The following is a 13,981-nucleotide window of genomic DNA, read 5'->3' on the forward strand; positions in this document are numbered from 1 at the left end:
TGATGAGAATGCGCGTCAGGGCGCGGTGGGATCCAGGCCCTGATCGAGCTGCTGGGTAAAGCCATCGACGGAACTGTAGACGGCGGTGCAATTGGTCAACTGCGCCTCACGTTCGGCCGGCGGCATAACGACCACCACCTGCTTTCCGCGGTTCAGCATGGCAAGCGCGCCTTGGGCGGGAAGCTGGCTGATGCGCCCTTGAAAGAAGGCGATCAGAATGTCGAGCTGGCGCAGGCGTTCGGCCTTCTGGGCCGGCGGGATGCGCTGATTGATCGCGATCGCCTGCGCCTGCGACGTCAGCAGGGCATAGCAGGAAAAATCGCTCTGTGCGGTTGGCTGCTGCTGCGCGGCAGCCGGGGCAAGCATGAAGGGGGCGGCAATGAGCGCCGCCCCGATCAACGTCTTGCGACAGCGTCCGATCATTCGGACGGCTTGTCTTCTTCTTCGCCTTGCTCGCCCATGACGGTCTCGGCATGCTGTTCGGTGACTTCGGTCTCGGTGACCTCGTCTTCACCGGATTCGCCTTCATCGCGCTTCAGCGCCGACGGAGCGACGATGGTGGCGATGGTGAAATCGCGGTCGGTGATCGCGCTTTCCGAGCCCTCGGGCAGCGTGACCGCCGAGATGTGGATCGAATCGCCGACTTCCAGGCCGGTGACGTCGATCTCGATCTCGCCGGGGATCTTGTCCGAGGCGCAAAGCAGTTCCAGCTCGTGACGCACGACGTTCAGAACGCCGCCGCGCTTCAGGCCGGGCGATGCTTCCTCGTTCACGAACACCACGGGGACGTTCACATCGATCTTCGCGTTCTTGTCGAGACGCAGGAAGTCGACATGCATTGGGCGATCGGTGACCGGATCGAAATGGACGTCCTTGGGCAGCGTGCGCTCGGTGGAGCCGTCCAGCGTCACTTCGACAACGCTGTTCATGAAGTGGCCGGTCATGAGGAGCTTGAACAGCTCCTTTTCGGACACGTGAATGGACGCGGCGTCCTTCTTGTTGCCATAGATCACGGCAGGAACGCGGCCTTCACGACGCAGTGCACGGGAGGCTCCCTTGCCCGCCCGCTCGCGCGCTTCGGCCGACAGGGTCAGCTGATCGCTCATTGTAATTCTCCAGTTGGTTGTCTCGTCCGGCACCCTCCAGGGATGAATATGCCGCACGAAGGCGCGCGCTATAGGGGGGAAGGGGGATAAAGGCAAGGCCGAGCCATTGGTAAGCGCAGCCCAGTGATTTGTGCTTGCCAAGCGGCAAACTTATTGCACCCGCACAACCTTATATCCCTTGGCCGCGAGAAACTCGCGCACATTGTCCGGACCCACCAGATGCCCGGCACCCACTGCGACGAACGGATGCTCGTTTTTCTTCAGCATTGCATCCAGCCGGTCCGCCCAGGCGCGGTTGCGCGCGACCAGCACCGCTTCGCGAATGCGCGGCGTGTCCATCATGCCGCCCTGCGAAGCCTTGATGAGCCCGGATTCATTGCCGCTCGCCCAGGCCTGGAGCAGCTTTTCGAATTCGGCGCGCGCGTCCGACGTATCCGACACCACATCCTTCAGCATCTGGCGCTGTTCGGTCTCCGGCAACGTATCGAAGGCGCCAAGTTGTTCTTCCATCGTCTCCAGCCCGCGAATCGGCTTGTCCGCCTTTTCGAAGCGCGCCTCGACCACGGTTTCCACGCCGTCCGCGCGGTCCAACCCCAGTTTTTCATGCTGGGCAGACGCCAGCGTCAACGCCGCGGCCCAGCTTTCCATGCCGTCCAGCATCATGCGGGCAAGACCGATGCCATCCTTCGCCTGTTCCAGCTCCGGTTTCAGATCGGCGGGCAGGCGTTCCTCGACCGGGGGCAGGTTGGGGGAGAAGGCGAGCGCCTTGAATGCGCCGGCCAGTTTCTGCGGATCATCCGCGCCCAGCACTTCGATCACCAGCGCATCGGAGCGGTCCATCGCCTGGTCCAGCGCCGGGCTCTGCCACTCCACGCCCTCGGGCAGCAAGTGGACCGTCCCGAAGAGATAGGCCTGAGGGGCGCCGTCCGCGCCTTCCACCGCCCAGAGCGCAGGCTTGGCGGAAGGGCTGACGTCATAGGTCGGCGCGGCGTCGGAGCAACCATAGAGCGCGACGAGCAAGAGCAGGGCGAGGAGGAAGCGCATGGACCAGACCTATGATGCGCTTCGCTTAAGCAAATGCAAAGGGGGCGCATCTTCGCTCAACTTTCCATCGCAATCACACGCGGCTGTCGTCGTCGTTCCTGCAGTTACTCCACCCGCACCGCGTTCAGCCCGTAACGTTTCAGCTGATCCTGCACGCTGTCGGCGCCCGCAAGGTGCCCTGAACCCACGGCAAGAAACACCGTGCCGGGCTGCTCCAGCCGATGGTCGATCCACTTGGCCCAGTTCTCGTTACGCTGGGTCAGCATCGCCTTGCGCAGCACCGGATCGTTCATGCCCTCGTTGAGGAGTTCGGCCAGCTTCTCCGGCTCGCCCGCGGCCCAGTCGGACACCATTTCATCCATCGCCTCGTCCGCATCGGGCAAGGTGTCGACGGTCTCGTTCAGCCATTTCACCTGGCTCGTCATCGGCAGGCTGTCGAGAAAGCCGAGCTGTTCCTCCATGGTCTCCAGCCCGATCATCGGCTTGTGCGCGGCCTTTGCCTTGGCCTGCAAAATGTTCTCGACACCGCTATTGGGATCGAACCCCGCCTTGGCAAAGCCCAGCAGCGACAGATTCATGGTCGCCAGCCACGGCTCGAAGCTGTCGAACGTGGGGTAGGGGATGCCGAAGCTGGTGAGCGCGGCCTCGTACTGGCTGCGGTCCTCACCCTCCAGCCGGTCACGCAGCTTTACGCCCGTCTGATCGGTGCCGAGCCGCTGGAACGTGGCCACGGTCGCTGCCTGATCGTCGCCGGGCAGCACTTCGAACACCGCGCTGTCGCTGGCATCCCAGGCGGCCTTCACCGGCCCGGCGAACCAGTCGATCCCCGGCTTCAGCATATGCACCGTGCCGAAAAGATAGATTTTGGTGTCGTCGTCCTCAACCAGCCACAAGGCCGGATCGGCCTGCACCGTCGTAGGCGCCGCCTCACCGGCGGCAGCCGCCACTGGCGCCGCCGCTTCCTGCGCCTGAGCGCCGCCGAAGCCGATCAGTCCAAGCCCCAGAGCACCGGCCAGAGCGGATTTGCGAAAATGGGCGAAGGTCATCGGAACAGCTCCTCGGTAAACGCTCGGCTCAACATAGGGAGAGCGTTCTCGCGTTTCGATATCCCCGGCCGACCCGATGCGATATTTCGCGCCTATGTGAGCGAGGCGGCTTCAGACAGCTCTCGTCCTGGGACTATCGCCTGCGCCGCCCGGCTTGACCGTTCCGGGGCCATCCGCCAAGGCGGGCGCCGTCATCTGTCTCGCGCGTGCGAAAGGAAAAACGTGGCCGCTACGCCGCCCGAAAAGCCGCTATGCTTTCAGGACATGATCCTGACGCTTCACAATTACTGGAGCGCGCAGGGCTGCCTGATCCTGCAGCCTTATGATCTGGAAATGGGCGCGGGGACTTTTCATACCGCGACCACGCTGCGCGCGCTGGGGCCGGACCCGTGGCGCGCCGCGTTCGTGCAGCCCTGCCGCCGCCCGACCGACGGGCGCTATGGCGAGAACCCCAACCGGCTTCAGCATTATTACCAGTATCAGGTGATCCTTAAGCCATCGCCGGAAAATCTGCAGCAGCTCTATGTAGACAGTCTGGTCGCGATCGGCATCGATCCGCTGCTCCATGACATCCGCTTCGTGGAGGATGACTGGGAAAGCCCCACGCTGGGCGCATGGGGCCTGGGCTGGGAAGTCTGGTGCGATGGGATGGAGGTGACGCAGTTCACCTATTTCCAGCAGATGGGCGGTTATGACTGCAAGCCCGTGTCCGGTGAGCTCACCTACGGGCTGGAGCGGCTGGCCATGTACATCCAGGGCGTCGACAGCGTCTACGATCTGGATTTCAACGGCCACGGCGTGACTTACGGCGATGTCTTCTTGGAGAATGAGAAGCAGATGAGTGCCTGGAACTTCGAACATGCCGATACCGAGGCGCTGTTCGATCTGTTCCGCAAGGCGACGGCGGAGAGCGAGAATTGCCTCAACGCCAAGCTGTCGATCCCGGCCTATGAGCAGGCGGTGAAGGCCAGCCATGTGTTCAACCTATTGCAGGCCCGCGGCGTCATCTCTGTCGCCGAACGCGCCGCCTATATGGGCCGCGTCCGCGATCTCGCGAAGGGCGCTTGCGAAGCGCATATCGAGCGGCACACGCCCGACTGGACGGCGCGCTATCCCGACTGGAGCGTGGCATGACCGATTTCCTGCTCGAACTGCGATCGGAAGAAATTCCGGCGCGCATGCAGAAGGGTGCGCGCGCGGAGCTGGAAAAGCTGTTCCGCGCCAAGCTGGGCGAGGCGGGGCTCACCGCATCCGCCATCACCGTCTATTCCACGCCGCGGCGTTTGGCCTTGATTGCGAAGGGTTTGGCGGACGAAACGCAGGCGGTTTCCGAAGAGCGCAAGGGCCCGCGCGCCGATGCGCCGGACAAGGCGATCGAGGGCTTTCTGCGCTCTACGGGTCTCACGCGCGATCAATTGGTCGAGCGCGAGGACAAGAAGGGCAACGCCGTCCTGTTCGCGGTGATCGAAACGCCCGGCCTCGCCACGCGCGACGTTCTGGCCGAGGCGATCCCGGCGATCGTCCGCGAATTCTCCTGGCCGAAATCCATGCGCTGGGGCGCTGCCTCGCAGAGCACCGAGTCCCTGCGCTGGGTGCGTCCGCTCTCCGGTATCGTCGCCTTGTTCGGCGAGCAGGTTGTCGAGTGTGAGGTGCACGGGGTGACGTCCGGCGCGGTGACGCTAGGACACCGTTTCCATCATCGCGGCGATATCACCATTGGTGACGCGGACGACTATGCGGTGAAGCTGCGCGCGGGCCATGTCATCGTCGATCACGAAGAGCGTGAGGCCATCGTGCGCGACGGTGCGACTAAGGCGGCTGCGGACGCAGGGCTTTCGTTGGTTGCGGACGAAGGGCTGGTGGTGGAAAATGCCGGCCTCACCGAATGGCCGGTGCCGCTGCTCGGCCGGTTCGACGCAGCCTTTCTGGATGTGCCGCAGGAGGTGATCCAGCTCACCGCGCGCGTGAACCAGAAATATTTCGTCTGCGAGGACGGGGAAGGTCACCTCGCCAACGCCTTCGTCTGCACCGCGAATATCGATGCGACGGACGGCGGCACGGCGCTGGTGGCAGGCAATGAAAAGGTGCTCGCCGCGCGGCTTTCGGACGCGAAATTCTTCTGGGATCTGGACCGCAAGACGCCGCTCGCGGTGCATGCCGAGAAGCTGAAAGACATCGTCTTCCACGAGAAGCTGGGCACCGTCGCCGACAAGGTGGACCGCGTGGCCAAGCTCGCCCGCTGGCTGGTGGAAGAGGGGATTGTCGGGGATGGCAAGCCTGAAATCGCTGATCTGGCACAGAAGGCTGCCGAGCTGTGCAAGGCCGATCTGGTCACCGAGATGGTCGGCGAATTCCCCGAACTTCAGGGCCTTATGGGCGGTTATTATGCCGCCGCCGAGGGTCTGGGCCCGCGCGTCGCCGCCGCGATCCGCGATCATTACAAGCCGGTGGGGCAGGGTGACGATGTGCCCACCGCGCCGGTGACGGTGGCGGTGAGCCTGGCGGACAAGCTGGATACGCTGATTGCTTTTTTCCTTATCGAAGAGAGGCCGAGCGGGTCGCGAGATCCATTCGCGCTGCGAAGGGCCACGCTTTCTATCATAGCTCTGGTGATTAGGTCCGGTCTGAAGCTACCGATAGAGCGTGTTTGCCACGTCATGACCGCTGTACTCCTAAGTGACCGTTATGTGATCCAGCAATCTGCGAAGATCGATACGGTAGAGGAGTTGGCCGAAATCTTGGGTGATGCCGTTGATACTTCTTCGCGGGAAAAGTTGCTCGAGGAAGCGTTTTCGCCGGAATCGCTCAAGGACGCGGGCGCGACCTCTTGGGCAAACTTTGGCCATAGGACGACCACTGAAGTCCTCGACTTCTTCGCAGACCGCCTGAAAGTGCAGCAACGCGAGGCAGGCGTCCGCCACGATCTCATCGACGCGGTGTTCGCGCTCGGCGGGGAGGACGATCTCGTCCGTCTGCTCGCCCGCGTGAAGGCGCTGCAGGCGTTTGTCGAGACGCCGGAGGGCACGGACCTGATCGCCGGATACAAGCGCGCGTCCAATATCCTGAAGAAGGGAGAAGTTTCGGCGGCGGAACAGCAAAACCTGTCCTACACGCCTGAAGCTGCGGAAAAGGCCCTGATCGATTCGCTGGCCGAGGCCGAGCCGCGCGCCCGCTCCGCTGTCAACGCGGAGAATTTCGAGGGCGCGATGGCTGCACTGGCATCTCTGCGCGATCCGATCGACCGCTTTTTCGAGGAGGTGACGGTGAACGATGAGGACGAGACCAAGCGCGCCGCGCGCCACGCCTTGCTCGCGCGCTTCCGGGCTGCCGTTAACCAGGTTGCCGATTTCTCTAAGATCGAAGGATAAGGCCTTGAAAAAGGGGCGGGCGTCTGTCCGCCCCCTTTTCGGCTATCGCCGGTTTCAGCCCGGCATTTTCACCGATGAAGACAGCCGCGACATGACATCGGCGGCATTGAAATAGGTCTTGCCGCCCGCGCTGTTCGTCAGCCGAATGGTGGCGTGGGCATCGTAATTGTTCACGCTGGTCAAATCGACGCTATTGTCCCAGTTCGCCGTCGTCCACGGGTTCCAATCATAGGCACCGAACGGCCCGTACAGCGTGTAATAAGGCGAAAATCCGGGATAGAGCCCACGGCCGATGGCGGGCGTTACGTCCACCATGTCGGTATCGTCCGTGGTGGCATTCATCAGGGTGAAGCCGGCAAAGCCCTTTTGCTGCGCAAGCTGCGCGGCGCGATAGAGCAGATAATTGTCGACCGTGGCCCGGCTGGTCAGATTATTGCCCTTGAAATTGACCTGATAGACATTGTTGCCGACCATCATGTCGCTGTAGCCGTCCGCCATCGCCGATGCGCTGGCCGGCTGATAGGGGGTGGCCGCACAACCACCGAGAAGCGCCACGGGCAAGGTGGCAGCAAGGAAGAGGGTAAGAGTCTTCTTTTTCATTGTTATGACCTTTCATGCCTTGGCTTTGGCCAATTCATGCGTTGGCCGCAGCCGATACGATAAATCTTTATTTCGACTGTTGGTTCCTGTCCGTCAGTGGTCTTTTGTTCTTTCCGGCGCCGCAAATTTGCCAGTCCCTCCGGCACTGGATAGGCCGGGAATTTGCCAGTGCCTCCGACACTGGCTAGGGCTGTCCACCGGGCAGTGGACAGGGGGGCAAAAAACCTGTCCTACACGCCCGTAAATGCGGCAGAAGATCAGGCTGATTCGATTGCCGCGGACGCGTCGCGCGCGCGTTGGCGCTGCCGTGGGGAATGCGAGGAGATGACGGTGAACGATAAGGATGCAGACCGGCGCACCGCGCGCGTCGCCCTTTTCCCGCCGCTCGCCCTTGGCACAGGCTCCATTAGCGCAAATCGGCGGCCGATCATGAGTGCCAGATTTCTCCCACAGGACAGTGTGAAGCGTGTGAAGCTTCGTTGCACCGGCCCGACCAACCCGAACTCCCAAAGCACAGACTCCAAAGGAGCCGACCGATGACCGACCAGAACTCTCCCCAGCGCTATGTGTACCGCTTCGGAGGCGGCGTGGCCGAGGGCGGCACGGGCGACAAGGCGCTGCTGGGCGGCAAGGGCGCGAACCTGGCGGAGATGGCCTCGATCGGCCTGCCGGTGCCCCCGGGCTTCACCATCAGCACCGATATGTGCGCGCGCTTCTACGATGAGGGCGAGACGCTGCCCGATAGCCTGCTGGACGAGGTGGCGAACGGCATCGCGCATATCGAGGGCGTGACGGGCAAGGGCTTCGGCGATGCGGCCAACCCGCTGCTCGTCTCGGTCCGCTCCGGCGCGCGCATCTCGATGCCCGGCATGATGGACACGGTGCTGAACCTGGGGCTTAACGACGAGACCGTCGAAGGCCTCGCCGCGATCTCGGAAGACGAGCGCTTCGCCTGGGACAGCTACCGCCGCTTTATCCAGATGTACTCCGACGTGGTCCTGGGCCTCGACCACGGCCTGTTCGAGGAAGCGCTGGAGATCGCCAAGGAAGACAAGGGCTACTTCAACGACACCGAGATGACCGCGTCCGACTGGCGCGCGCTGGTGGCGCAGTTCAAGAGCATCGTGGCGCAGGAGCATGACCAACCCTTCCCGACGGACGTGAACGATCAGCTGAACGGCGCGATCGCCGCGGTGTTCGGCAGCTGGAATGTGGAGCGCGCGCGGGTCTACCGCCGCATCAACGACATCCCACACGACATCGGTACCGCCGTGAATGTGCAGGCGATGGTGTTCGGCAATATGGGCGAAACGAGCGCCACCGGCGTCGCCTTCACCCGCGATCCTTCGACCGGAGAGCATACCTATTATGGCGAGTATCTGATCAACGCGCAGGGCGAGGACGTGGTCGCGGGCATCCGCACCCCGCAATACCTCACCATGGCCGCGCGCGAGGAGGCGGGCGCCAAGCCGCTCAGCCTGGAAGAGGCGATGCCCGAGACGTTCGAGGAGCTGACCGCCGTTTTCGAGACGCTGGAGCAGCACTACAAGGACATGCAGGACATCGAGTTCACGGTGGAGCGCGGGCAGCTGTGGATGCTGCAGACGCGCACCGGCAAGCGCACGGCCAAGGCTGCGCTCAAGATCGCGGTCGACATGGCCGCCGAAGGGCTGGTGGACCGCAAGGCGGCGATCGCGCGGATCGATCCGATGCAGCTCGACCAGCTGTTGCACCCCACGCTCGATCCCGATGCGCCGCGCGATGTGGTGGCCCGCGGCCTTCCCGCATCGCCCGGCGCGGCATCCGGCACGATCTGCTTCGATGCCGATACGGCCGAGCGGCGCGCGGCCAATGGCGAGAGCGTGATCCTGGTGCGCGTCGAGACGAGCCCGGAGGATATCCACGGTATGCACGCGGCTGCGGGCATCCTGACGGCGCGCGGCGGCATGACGAGCCACGCTGCGGTGGTGGCGCGGGGCATGGGCCGCCCCTGCGTCTCCGGCGCGGGCGAGCTGCGGATCGACGCCAAGGCGCGCACGCTGACGGTGGCGGGACGTACCTTCGATGAGGACGATGTGATCACCATCGACGGCGGCAATGGACAGGTTATGGCGGGGCAGGTGCCTACGCTGCAGCCCGAACTGGCCGGCGATTTCGCCACGCTGATGGAATGGGCGGACGATCTGCGCGGCCTGAAAGTGCGGGCGAACGCGGAGACGCCGCTCGACGCCAAGACCGCGCGCGAGTTCGGGGCGGAGGGCATCGGCCTTTGCCGGACCGAGCACATGTTCTTCGATGCCGGCCGCATCAGCGCGGTGCGCCAGATGATCCTGGCCGACAGCGAAGAGGGACGGCGCACGGCGCTGGCCAAGCTGCTGCCCGAACAGCGCAGCGACTTCGCGGCTATCTTCACCGAGATGGCGGGCCTGCCGGTCACGATCCGTCTGCTCGACCCGCCGTTGCACGAGTTCCTGCCGCGCGAGGATACCGAGTTCGAAGGACTGGCGAGCGAGCTGGACGTGTCGGTCGATACGCTCAAGCGCCGTGCGGACGAGCTGCACGAGTTCAACCCGATGCTGGGCCATCGCGGCTGCCGCCTCGGCATCAGCTATCCCGAAATCTACGAGATGCAGGCGCGCGCCATCTTCGAGGCGGCTTGCGATGTCGAAGCGTCGTCAGGCGAGGCGCCGCTGCCCGAGGTCATGATCCCGCTGGTCGGTACACGCCGCGAGCTGGAGATCACGCGCGAGATCGTCGATCGCACCGCCAAAGCGGTGTTCGAGGAGAAGGGGCGTGAAGTCGCCTATCTGGTCGGCACCATGATCGAGCTGCCGCGCGCCGCGCTGATGGCGGGCGAGATCGCCGAAGTGGGCGAGTTCTTCAGCTTCGGCACCAACGATCTGACGCAGACCGCTTTGGGCGTCAGCCGCGACGATGCGAGCCGCTTCCTCGGCGACTATGTGGAGAAGGGCATTTACGAGCGCGATCCGTTCGTCAGCCTGGACGTCGCGGGCGTAGGCCAGCTGATTGAGATCGCGGTGGAGCGTGGCCGCAAGGCGCGCAGCGGGATCAAGCTCGGCATCTGCGGCGAGCATGGAGGCGATCCGGCGAGCATCGCCTTCTGCGCCAAAGCCGGCCTCGATTACGTCTCCGCATCGCCCTACCGCGTACCGATTGCGCGGTTGGCGGCGGCGCAGGCGGCGTTGAAGGGGAGCCAGGGCGGCTAGGAGCGATCGCCGCCTTTAATCCCGCCGCCGCTTCGTTATAGAGAGCGGTGATGCGCCCCACCGCAGCTCCTAACCGGATCGCCGCATGAAACCGATCACCCGCAACCGTGCCCGCGCCATGATGCGCGCGCATGGGCCCCAATCGCTGGTCTTCCGCCGCCGCGTCGCGATCGGTGCCGGTGCGATCGCGATCGGTGTCGTGGCACTCTTGTTCGCCGATGTAAGCGACTGGGTGGCGGGCCGGTTCACCGCGTTTCACGAAGCCTACCCCTATGTGCCGCTGGTCACGACCCCCTTGGGCTTCATCGTTCTGGTCTGGGCCACCAACCGTTTCGCACCGATGGCGCGCGGATCGGGCATTCCACAGGTAATCGCGGCGAAGTCCGCCAGCTCCGGCACCATTGCGGCGCTGGTCTCCATGAAAACCGCTATCCTCAAGGCGCTGCTGACGCTCGGCGCGCTGCTGTGCGGGGGGTCCATCGGCCGTGAAGGGCCAACGGTACAGCTCGCCGCGGCAGTGATGGCGCAGTGCCACAAGATCATGCGGATACCGATGCGCACCTCTATGTACATCGCAGGCGGCGCGGCGGGGGTGGCCGCGGCGTTCAACACGCCGCTTGCCGGAATAGCCTTTGCGATCGAGGAACTGGCCGCCGCTTACGAACAGCGCGTGACGCTGCTGGTGATGACCGCGATCCTGATCTCCGGCATGGTCGCGCAGGGGCTTTCGGGGGACTATATCTATTTCGGCGTCAACGGAGCAGCGCTATCTTTCAAGAGCGCGCTCATCGTCGCACCGCTGGCCGGCGCGTTGGGCGGGGTCACGGGGGGCTGCTTTTCGCGGCTTCTGATTGCCGCGTCGCAGAGCACCAGCCGCCTGGGATCCCAGATCGCGAAGCGTCCGCTTCTGGCTGCCGGCATATGCGGGGTCATCGTGGCGGTGCTGGGCGTGGTCACACAGCTGACCTGGGGCACAGGCTATGATCCCGCGCGCGCCATGATCGAGGGGCGCAGCCTTCCCTTGTGGTTCGGTTTTGCCAAATTTGCGGCGACGCTGGCCACCGCGGTTGCGGGGCTGCCGGGCGGCATCTTCTCGCCCAGCCTCTCGACGGGCGCGGGCTTCGGCAACATGCTGCGCTTCATGTTCCCGGGCGAACCCGCAAGCGCGGTCGTGCTCCTCGGCATGGTCGCCTATTTCACCGGCGTTGTGCGCGCACCGCTGACGGCCGTGATCATTCTTGCGGAAACCACCGTCAGCCGCGGCCTGATGATGCCGATGCTGGCGGCGGCACTGATCGCGAACCAGACCAGCCAGCTTGTCTGTCCGGACAAGCTTTACGAGACGCTGGCCCGCGGCTTCACCGGGCGATCGGAAAACTAATGCAAAAAGGTTGGAATTAGTCCTTGCAAGGATGGCATCTGGACCGTATCAGCCGCCCTTCCAAGCGCCCGTAGCTCAGCTGGATAGAGCACCAGACTACGAATCTGGGGGCCGGAGGTTCGAATCCTTCCGGGCGCGCCACTTTCCTGACAACGATCCAGTACAGCGCGCCGGCCAGATCGATCGGCACATCGCGGATCGTTGCACCTTATCGAGGCCCATGCCCTTCAACGATATCGCCGCCCCGCTTGCCGAGGCGCTTGCCGCGCGCGGCTATGACAACCCCACCGCCGTGCAGGCCGCCGTTCTGGAAGACGAGGCTGCCGGGCGTGACCTGGTCGTTTCGGCGCAGACCGGCTCGGGCAAAACCATCGCTTTCGGCCTCGCCGTGGCCGCTGAGCTGATGGGTGAGGACAATCGTCTGGGCGTTGCTGCCGCCCCGCTGGCACTCGTGATCGCTCCGACCCGTGAGCTGGCTTTGCAGGTAAGCCGCGAACTTGGCTGGCTTTACGAAAAGGCCGGCGCCGTCATCGCTACCTGCGTCGGTGGCATGGACCCGGTCAAGGAACGCCGCGTACTGCGACAGGGCGCCCATATTGTGGTCGGCACGCCGGGGCGCCTGCGCGATCATTTCGAACGCAACGGTCTCGATCTGTCCGACCTTCGCACCGCCGTCCTCGATGAAGCCGACGAGATGCTCGACATGGGCTTTCGCGACGATCTTGAGGAAATTCTCGACGGAACGCCGGATCAGCGCCGCACGCTGCTCTTTTCGGCTACCATGCCAAAGCCCATCGTGGCGCTGGCCAAGCGTTACCAGCGCGATGCCCTCCGCATCTCGACTGTGGGCGAGGATCGCGGCCACGGCGATATCGCCTATCAGGCGGTGACAGTCGCGCCCCACGAAATCGAGCATGCGGTGGTGAACCTATTGCGCTTCCATGACGCCGAGACGGCCATCGTCTTCTGCGCCACGCGTGAGAGCGTGCGCCGGATGCACGCCAGCCTTCAGGAACGCGGCTTTGCAGTCGTGGCGCTGTCGGGCGAGCATTCGCAATCCGAACGCAATCACGCCATGCAGGCGCTGCGTGACGGGCGTGCGCGCGTCTGTGTGGCCACCGATGTTGCGGCGCGTGGCATCGATCTGCCCGCGCTTAGCTTGGTAATCCATGCGGAGATTCCGCGCGATGCGGAGACGCTGCAGCACCGTTCCGGCCGCACCGGGCGTGCGGGTAATAAAGGCACCGCGGTGCTCGTGGTGCCCTATCCGCGCCGCCGCCGCGTGGAATCGATGCTGCGCGGTGCCAAGGTACAGGCGGATTGGATCGATGCCCCTACGCCAGAGGCGATCCGGGCGCAGGATCAGGAGCGCCTGCTCACGGCTTTGCTGGAGCCGGCCGATTATGATGAGGAAGAGCTTCGCCTGGCAGATCGACTGCTGGCCGAGCGCAGCCCGCGCGATATCGCGGCGGCACTGGTCCAGATCCACCGTGCAAAAATGCCAGCACCGGAAGAACTGATCGAAAACTCGCCCGAGGCGCGCAAGGAGGCGCAGAAAGAGCGCCACCGTCCCGGCTTCGAGGACATCATCTGGTTCCGCATGGATGCGGGGCGGCGGCAGAATGCCGATCCGCGCTGGATCCTGCCGCTTCTGTGCCGCCGCGGGCACATCACCAAGAAAGACGTCGGGGCGATCCGTATCGGCCCGGACGAAACCTTCTTTCAAATTCCGCGCGCGGTCAGCGGCGATTTTGAGGCGGCGCTTCGTCGTACTGCCAATTCGGACGAGCAGGGCGATCCGCGCGACGACATTACGATCACCCAATCGCCCGAAGGTCCGGCGGAGCGGACCCGCCCCGGCCGCAAGCCGAAGCATGAGAGCAAGCCCGCAAACGCAGGGCGCCCCAAGCTGCACCGGAAAGAGGGCGGGGGAGATTTGCAGAACCAGCCTTCAGGCAAAACGTTCAAGCCGAAATTCGCCAAGGGGAAGGGCGGCGCAGGCAAACCCTTCGGCAAGGGTAAGTTCGATAAAGGCAAACGCGGCGGCGCTCCCAAAGGCGGTGCGAAACCATTCGCCAAAAAAGACCGGTAGGGCTTCACCGGCAGTTGAAGGCGCTGGCGAGCTGACTGCTCAAAGCGCTTTCGGGCTGCGCAGGCCCTTGCCCGACCGGGACTGGCGCGATAGCGCTGCGGGCCGGAAAAGGAGCGT

General features: G+C 64.2%; 10 protein-coding genes and 1 tRNA gene. 6 read left to right on the top strand and 5 right to left on the bottom strand.

The features are described 5' to 3' along the window. Positions 1–15: 15 nt before the first annotated feature. The 4 genes from H7X45_RS02585 to H7X45_RS02600 all read right to left on the bottom strand — a co-directional run bounded on the left by H7X45_RS02585 (position 16) and on the right by H7X45_RS02600 (position 3,196). Positions 16–423, bottom strand: a complete 408-nt coding sequence (locus H7X45_RS02585) for a hypothetical protein (RefSeq protein WP_187336006.1) — start codon at positions 421–423, stop codon at positions 16–18. Further along, positions 420–1,106: a 50S ribosomal protein L25/general stress protein Ctc gene (locus H7X45_RS02590; protein WP_187336007.1), complete on the bottom strand. Its 687-nt coding sequence runs from the start codon at positions 1,104–1,106 to the stop codon at positions 420–422. Before H7X45_RS02590 ends, H7X45_RS02585 begins: the two co-directional genes overlap by 4 nt. Positions 1,107–1,256: 150 nt before the next feature. Further along, complete coding sequence (locus H7X45_RS02595) at positions 1,257–2,150, bottom strand: TraB/GumN family protein (RefSeq protein ID WP_187336008.1); 894 nt, start codon at positions 2,148–2,150, stop codon at positions 1,257–1,259. Positions 2,151–2,254: 104 nt separating this feature from the next. Then, complete coding sequence (locus tag H7X45_RS02600; protein WP_187336009.1) at positions 2,255–3,196, bottom strand: TraB/GumN family protein; 942 nt, start codon at positions 3,194–3,196, stop codon at positions 2,255–2,257. Positions 3,197–3,460: 264 nt separating this feature from the next. On the opposite strand from H7X45_RS02600, the gene H7X45_RS02605 reads away from it, so the two are divergent. Together H7X45_RS02605 and glyS are read left to right on the top strand one after the other, a co-directional pair. After that, entirely contained in the window at positions 3,461–4,330 is an 870-nt protein-coding gene (locus H7X45_RS02605) for a glycine--tRNA ligase subunit alpha (RefSeq protein ID WP_187336946.1), read from the top strand. Next, positions 4,327–6,564, top strand: a complete 2,238-nt coding sequence (glyS, locus tag H7X45_RS02610) for a glycine--tRNA ligase subunit beta (protein ID WP_187336010.1) — start codon at positions 4,327–4,329, stop codon at positions 6,562–6,564. The genes H7X45_RS02605 and glyS overlap by 4 nt, the downstream gene beginning before the upstream one ends. A gap of 54 nt (positions 6,565–6,618) precedes the next feature. Here glyS and H7X45_RS02615 read toward each other — a convergent pair whose 3' ends face one another. After that, the gene (locus tag H7X45_RS02615) at positions 6,619–7,164 is read right to left on the bottom strand and encodes a CC0125/CC1285 family lipoprotein (protein WP_187336011.1); all 546 of its coding nucleotides are present in this window, start codon (positions 7,162–7,164) and stop codon (positions 6,619–6,621) included. A gap of 536 nt (positions 7,165–7,700) precedes the next feature. Here H7X45_RS02615 and ppdK point away from each other — a divergent pair. From ppdK to H7X45_RS02635, 4 genes are all read left to right on the top strand, one after another. After that, on the top strand, positions 7,701–10,391 hold the full coding sequence (ppdK, locus tag H7X45_RS02620; protein WP_187336012.1) for a pyruvate, phosphate dikinase: 2,691 nt from the start codon (positions 7,701–7,703) through the stop codon (positions 10,389–10,391). A gap of 85 nt (positions 10,392–10,476) precedes the next feature. Next, entirely contained in the window at positions 10,477–11,772 is a 1,296-nt protein-coding gene (locus H7X45_RS02625; RefSeq protein ID WP_187336013.1) for a chloride channel protein, read from the top strand. 64 nt (positions 11,773–11,836) lie between these two features. Continuing rightward, a tRNA-Arg gene (locus H7X45_RS02630) sits at positions 11,837–11,913 on the top strand. 79 nt (positions 11,914–11,992) lie between these two features. Next, a complete protein-coding gene (locus H7X45_RS02635; RefSeq protein ID WP_187336014.1) occupies positions 11,993–13,864 on the top strand; it encodes a DEAD/DEAH box helicase in 1,872 nt (623 codons plus the stop codon). The last annotated feature ends 117 nt before the right edge of the window (positions 13,865–13,981 follow it).

Origin of the sequence: Novosphingopyxis iocasae (assembly GCF_014334095.1) — a bacterium.
GTDB lineage: Bacteria > Pseudomonadota > Alphaproteobacteria > Sphingomonadales > Sphingomonadaceae > Novosphingopyxis > Novosphingopyxis iocasae.

Coding starts and splice junctions, on each gene's coding strand:
- H7X45_RS02585 (WP_187336006.1), bottom strand. CDS start 423: ATGATCGGACGCTGTCGCAAGACGTTGATCGGGGCGGCGCTCATTGCC.
- H7X45_RS02590 (WP_187336007.1), bottom strand. CDS start 1,106: ATGAGCGATCAGCTGACCCTGTCGGCCGAAGCGCGCGAGCGGGCGGGC.
- H7X45_RS02595 (WP_187336008.1), bottom strand. CDS start 2,150: ATGCGCTTCCTCCTCGCCCTGCTCTTGCTCGTCGCGCTCTATGGTTGC.
- H7X45_RS02600 (WP_187336009.1), bottom strand. CDS start 3,196: ATGACCTTCGCCCATTTTCGCAAATCCGCTCTGGCCGGTGCTCTGGGG.
- H7X45_RS02605 (WP_187336946.1), top strand. CDS start 3,461: ATGATCCTGACGCTTCACAATTACTGGAGCGCGCAGGGCTGCCTGATC.
- glyS (WP_187336010.1), top strand. CDS start 4,327: ATGACCGATTTCCTGCTCGAACTGCGATCGGAAGAAATTCCGGCGCGC.
- H7X45_RS02615 (WP_187336011.1), bottom strand. CDS start 7,164: ATGAAAAAGAAGACTCTTACCCTCTTCCTTGCTGCCACCTTGCCCGTG.
- ppdK (WP_187336012.1), top strand. CDS start 7,701: ATGACCGACCAGAACTCTCCCCAGCGCTATGTGTACCGCTTCGGAGGC.
- H7X45_RS02625 (WP_187336013.1), top strand. CDS start 10,477: ATGAAACCGATCACCCGCAACCGTGCCCGCGCCATGATGCGCGCGCAT.
- H7X45_RS02635 (WP_187336014.1), top strand. CDS start 11,993: ATGCCCTTCAACGATATCGCCGCCCCGCTTGCCGAGGCGCTTGCCGCG.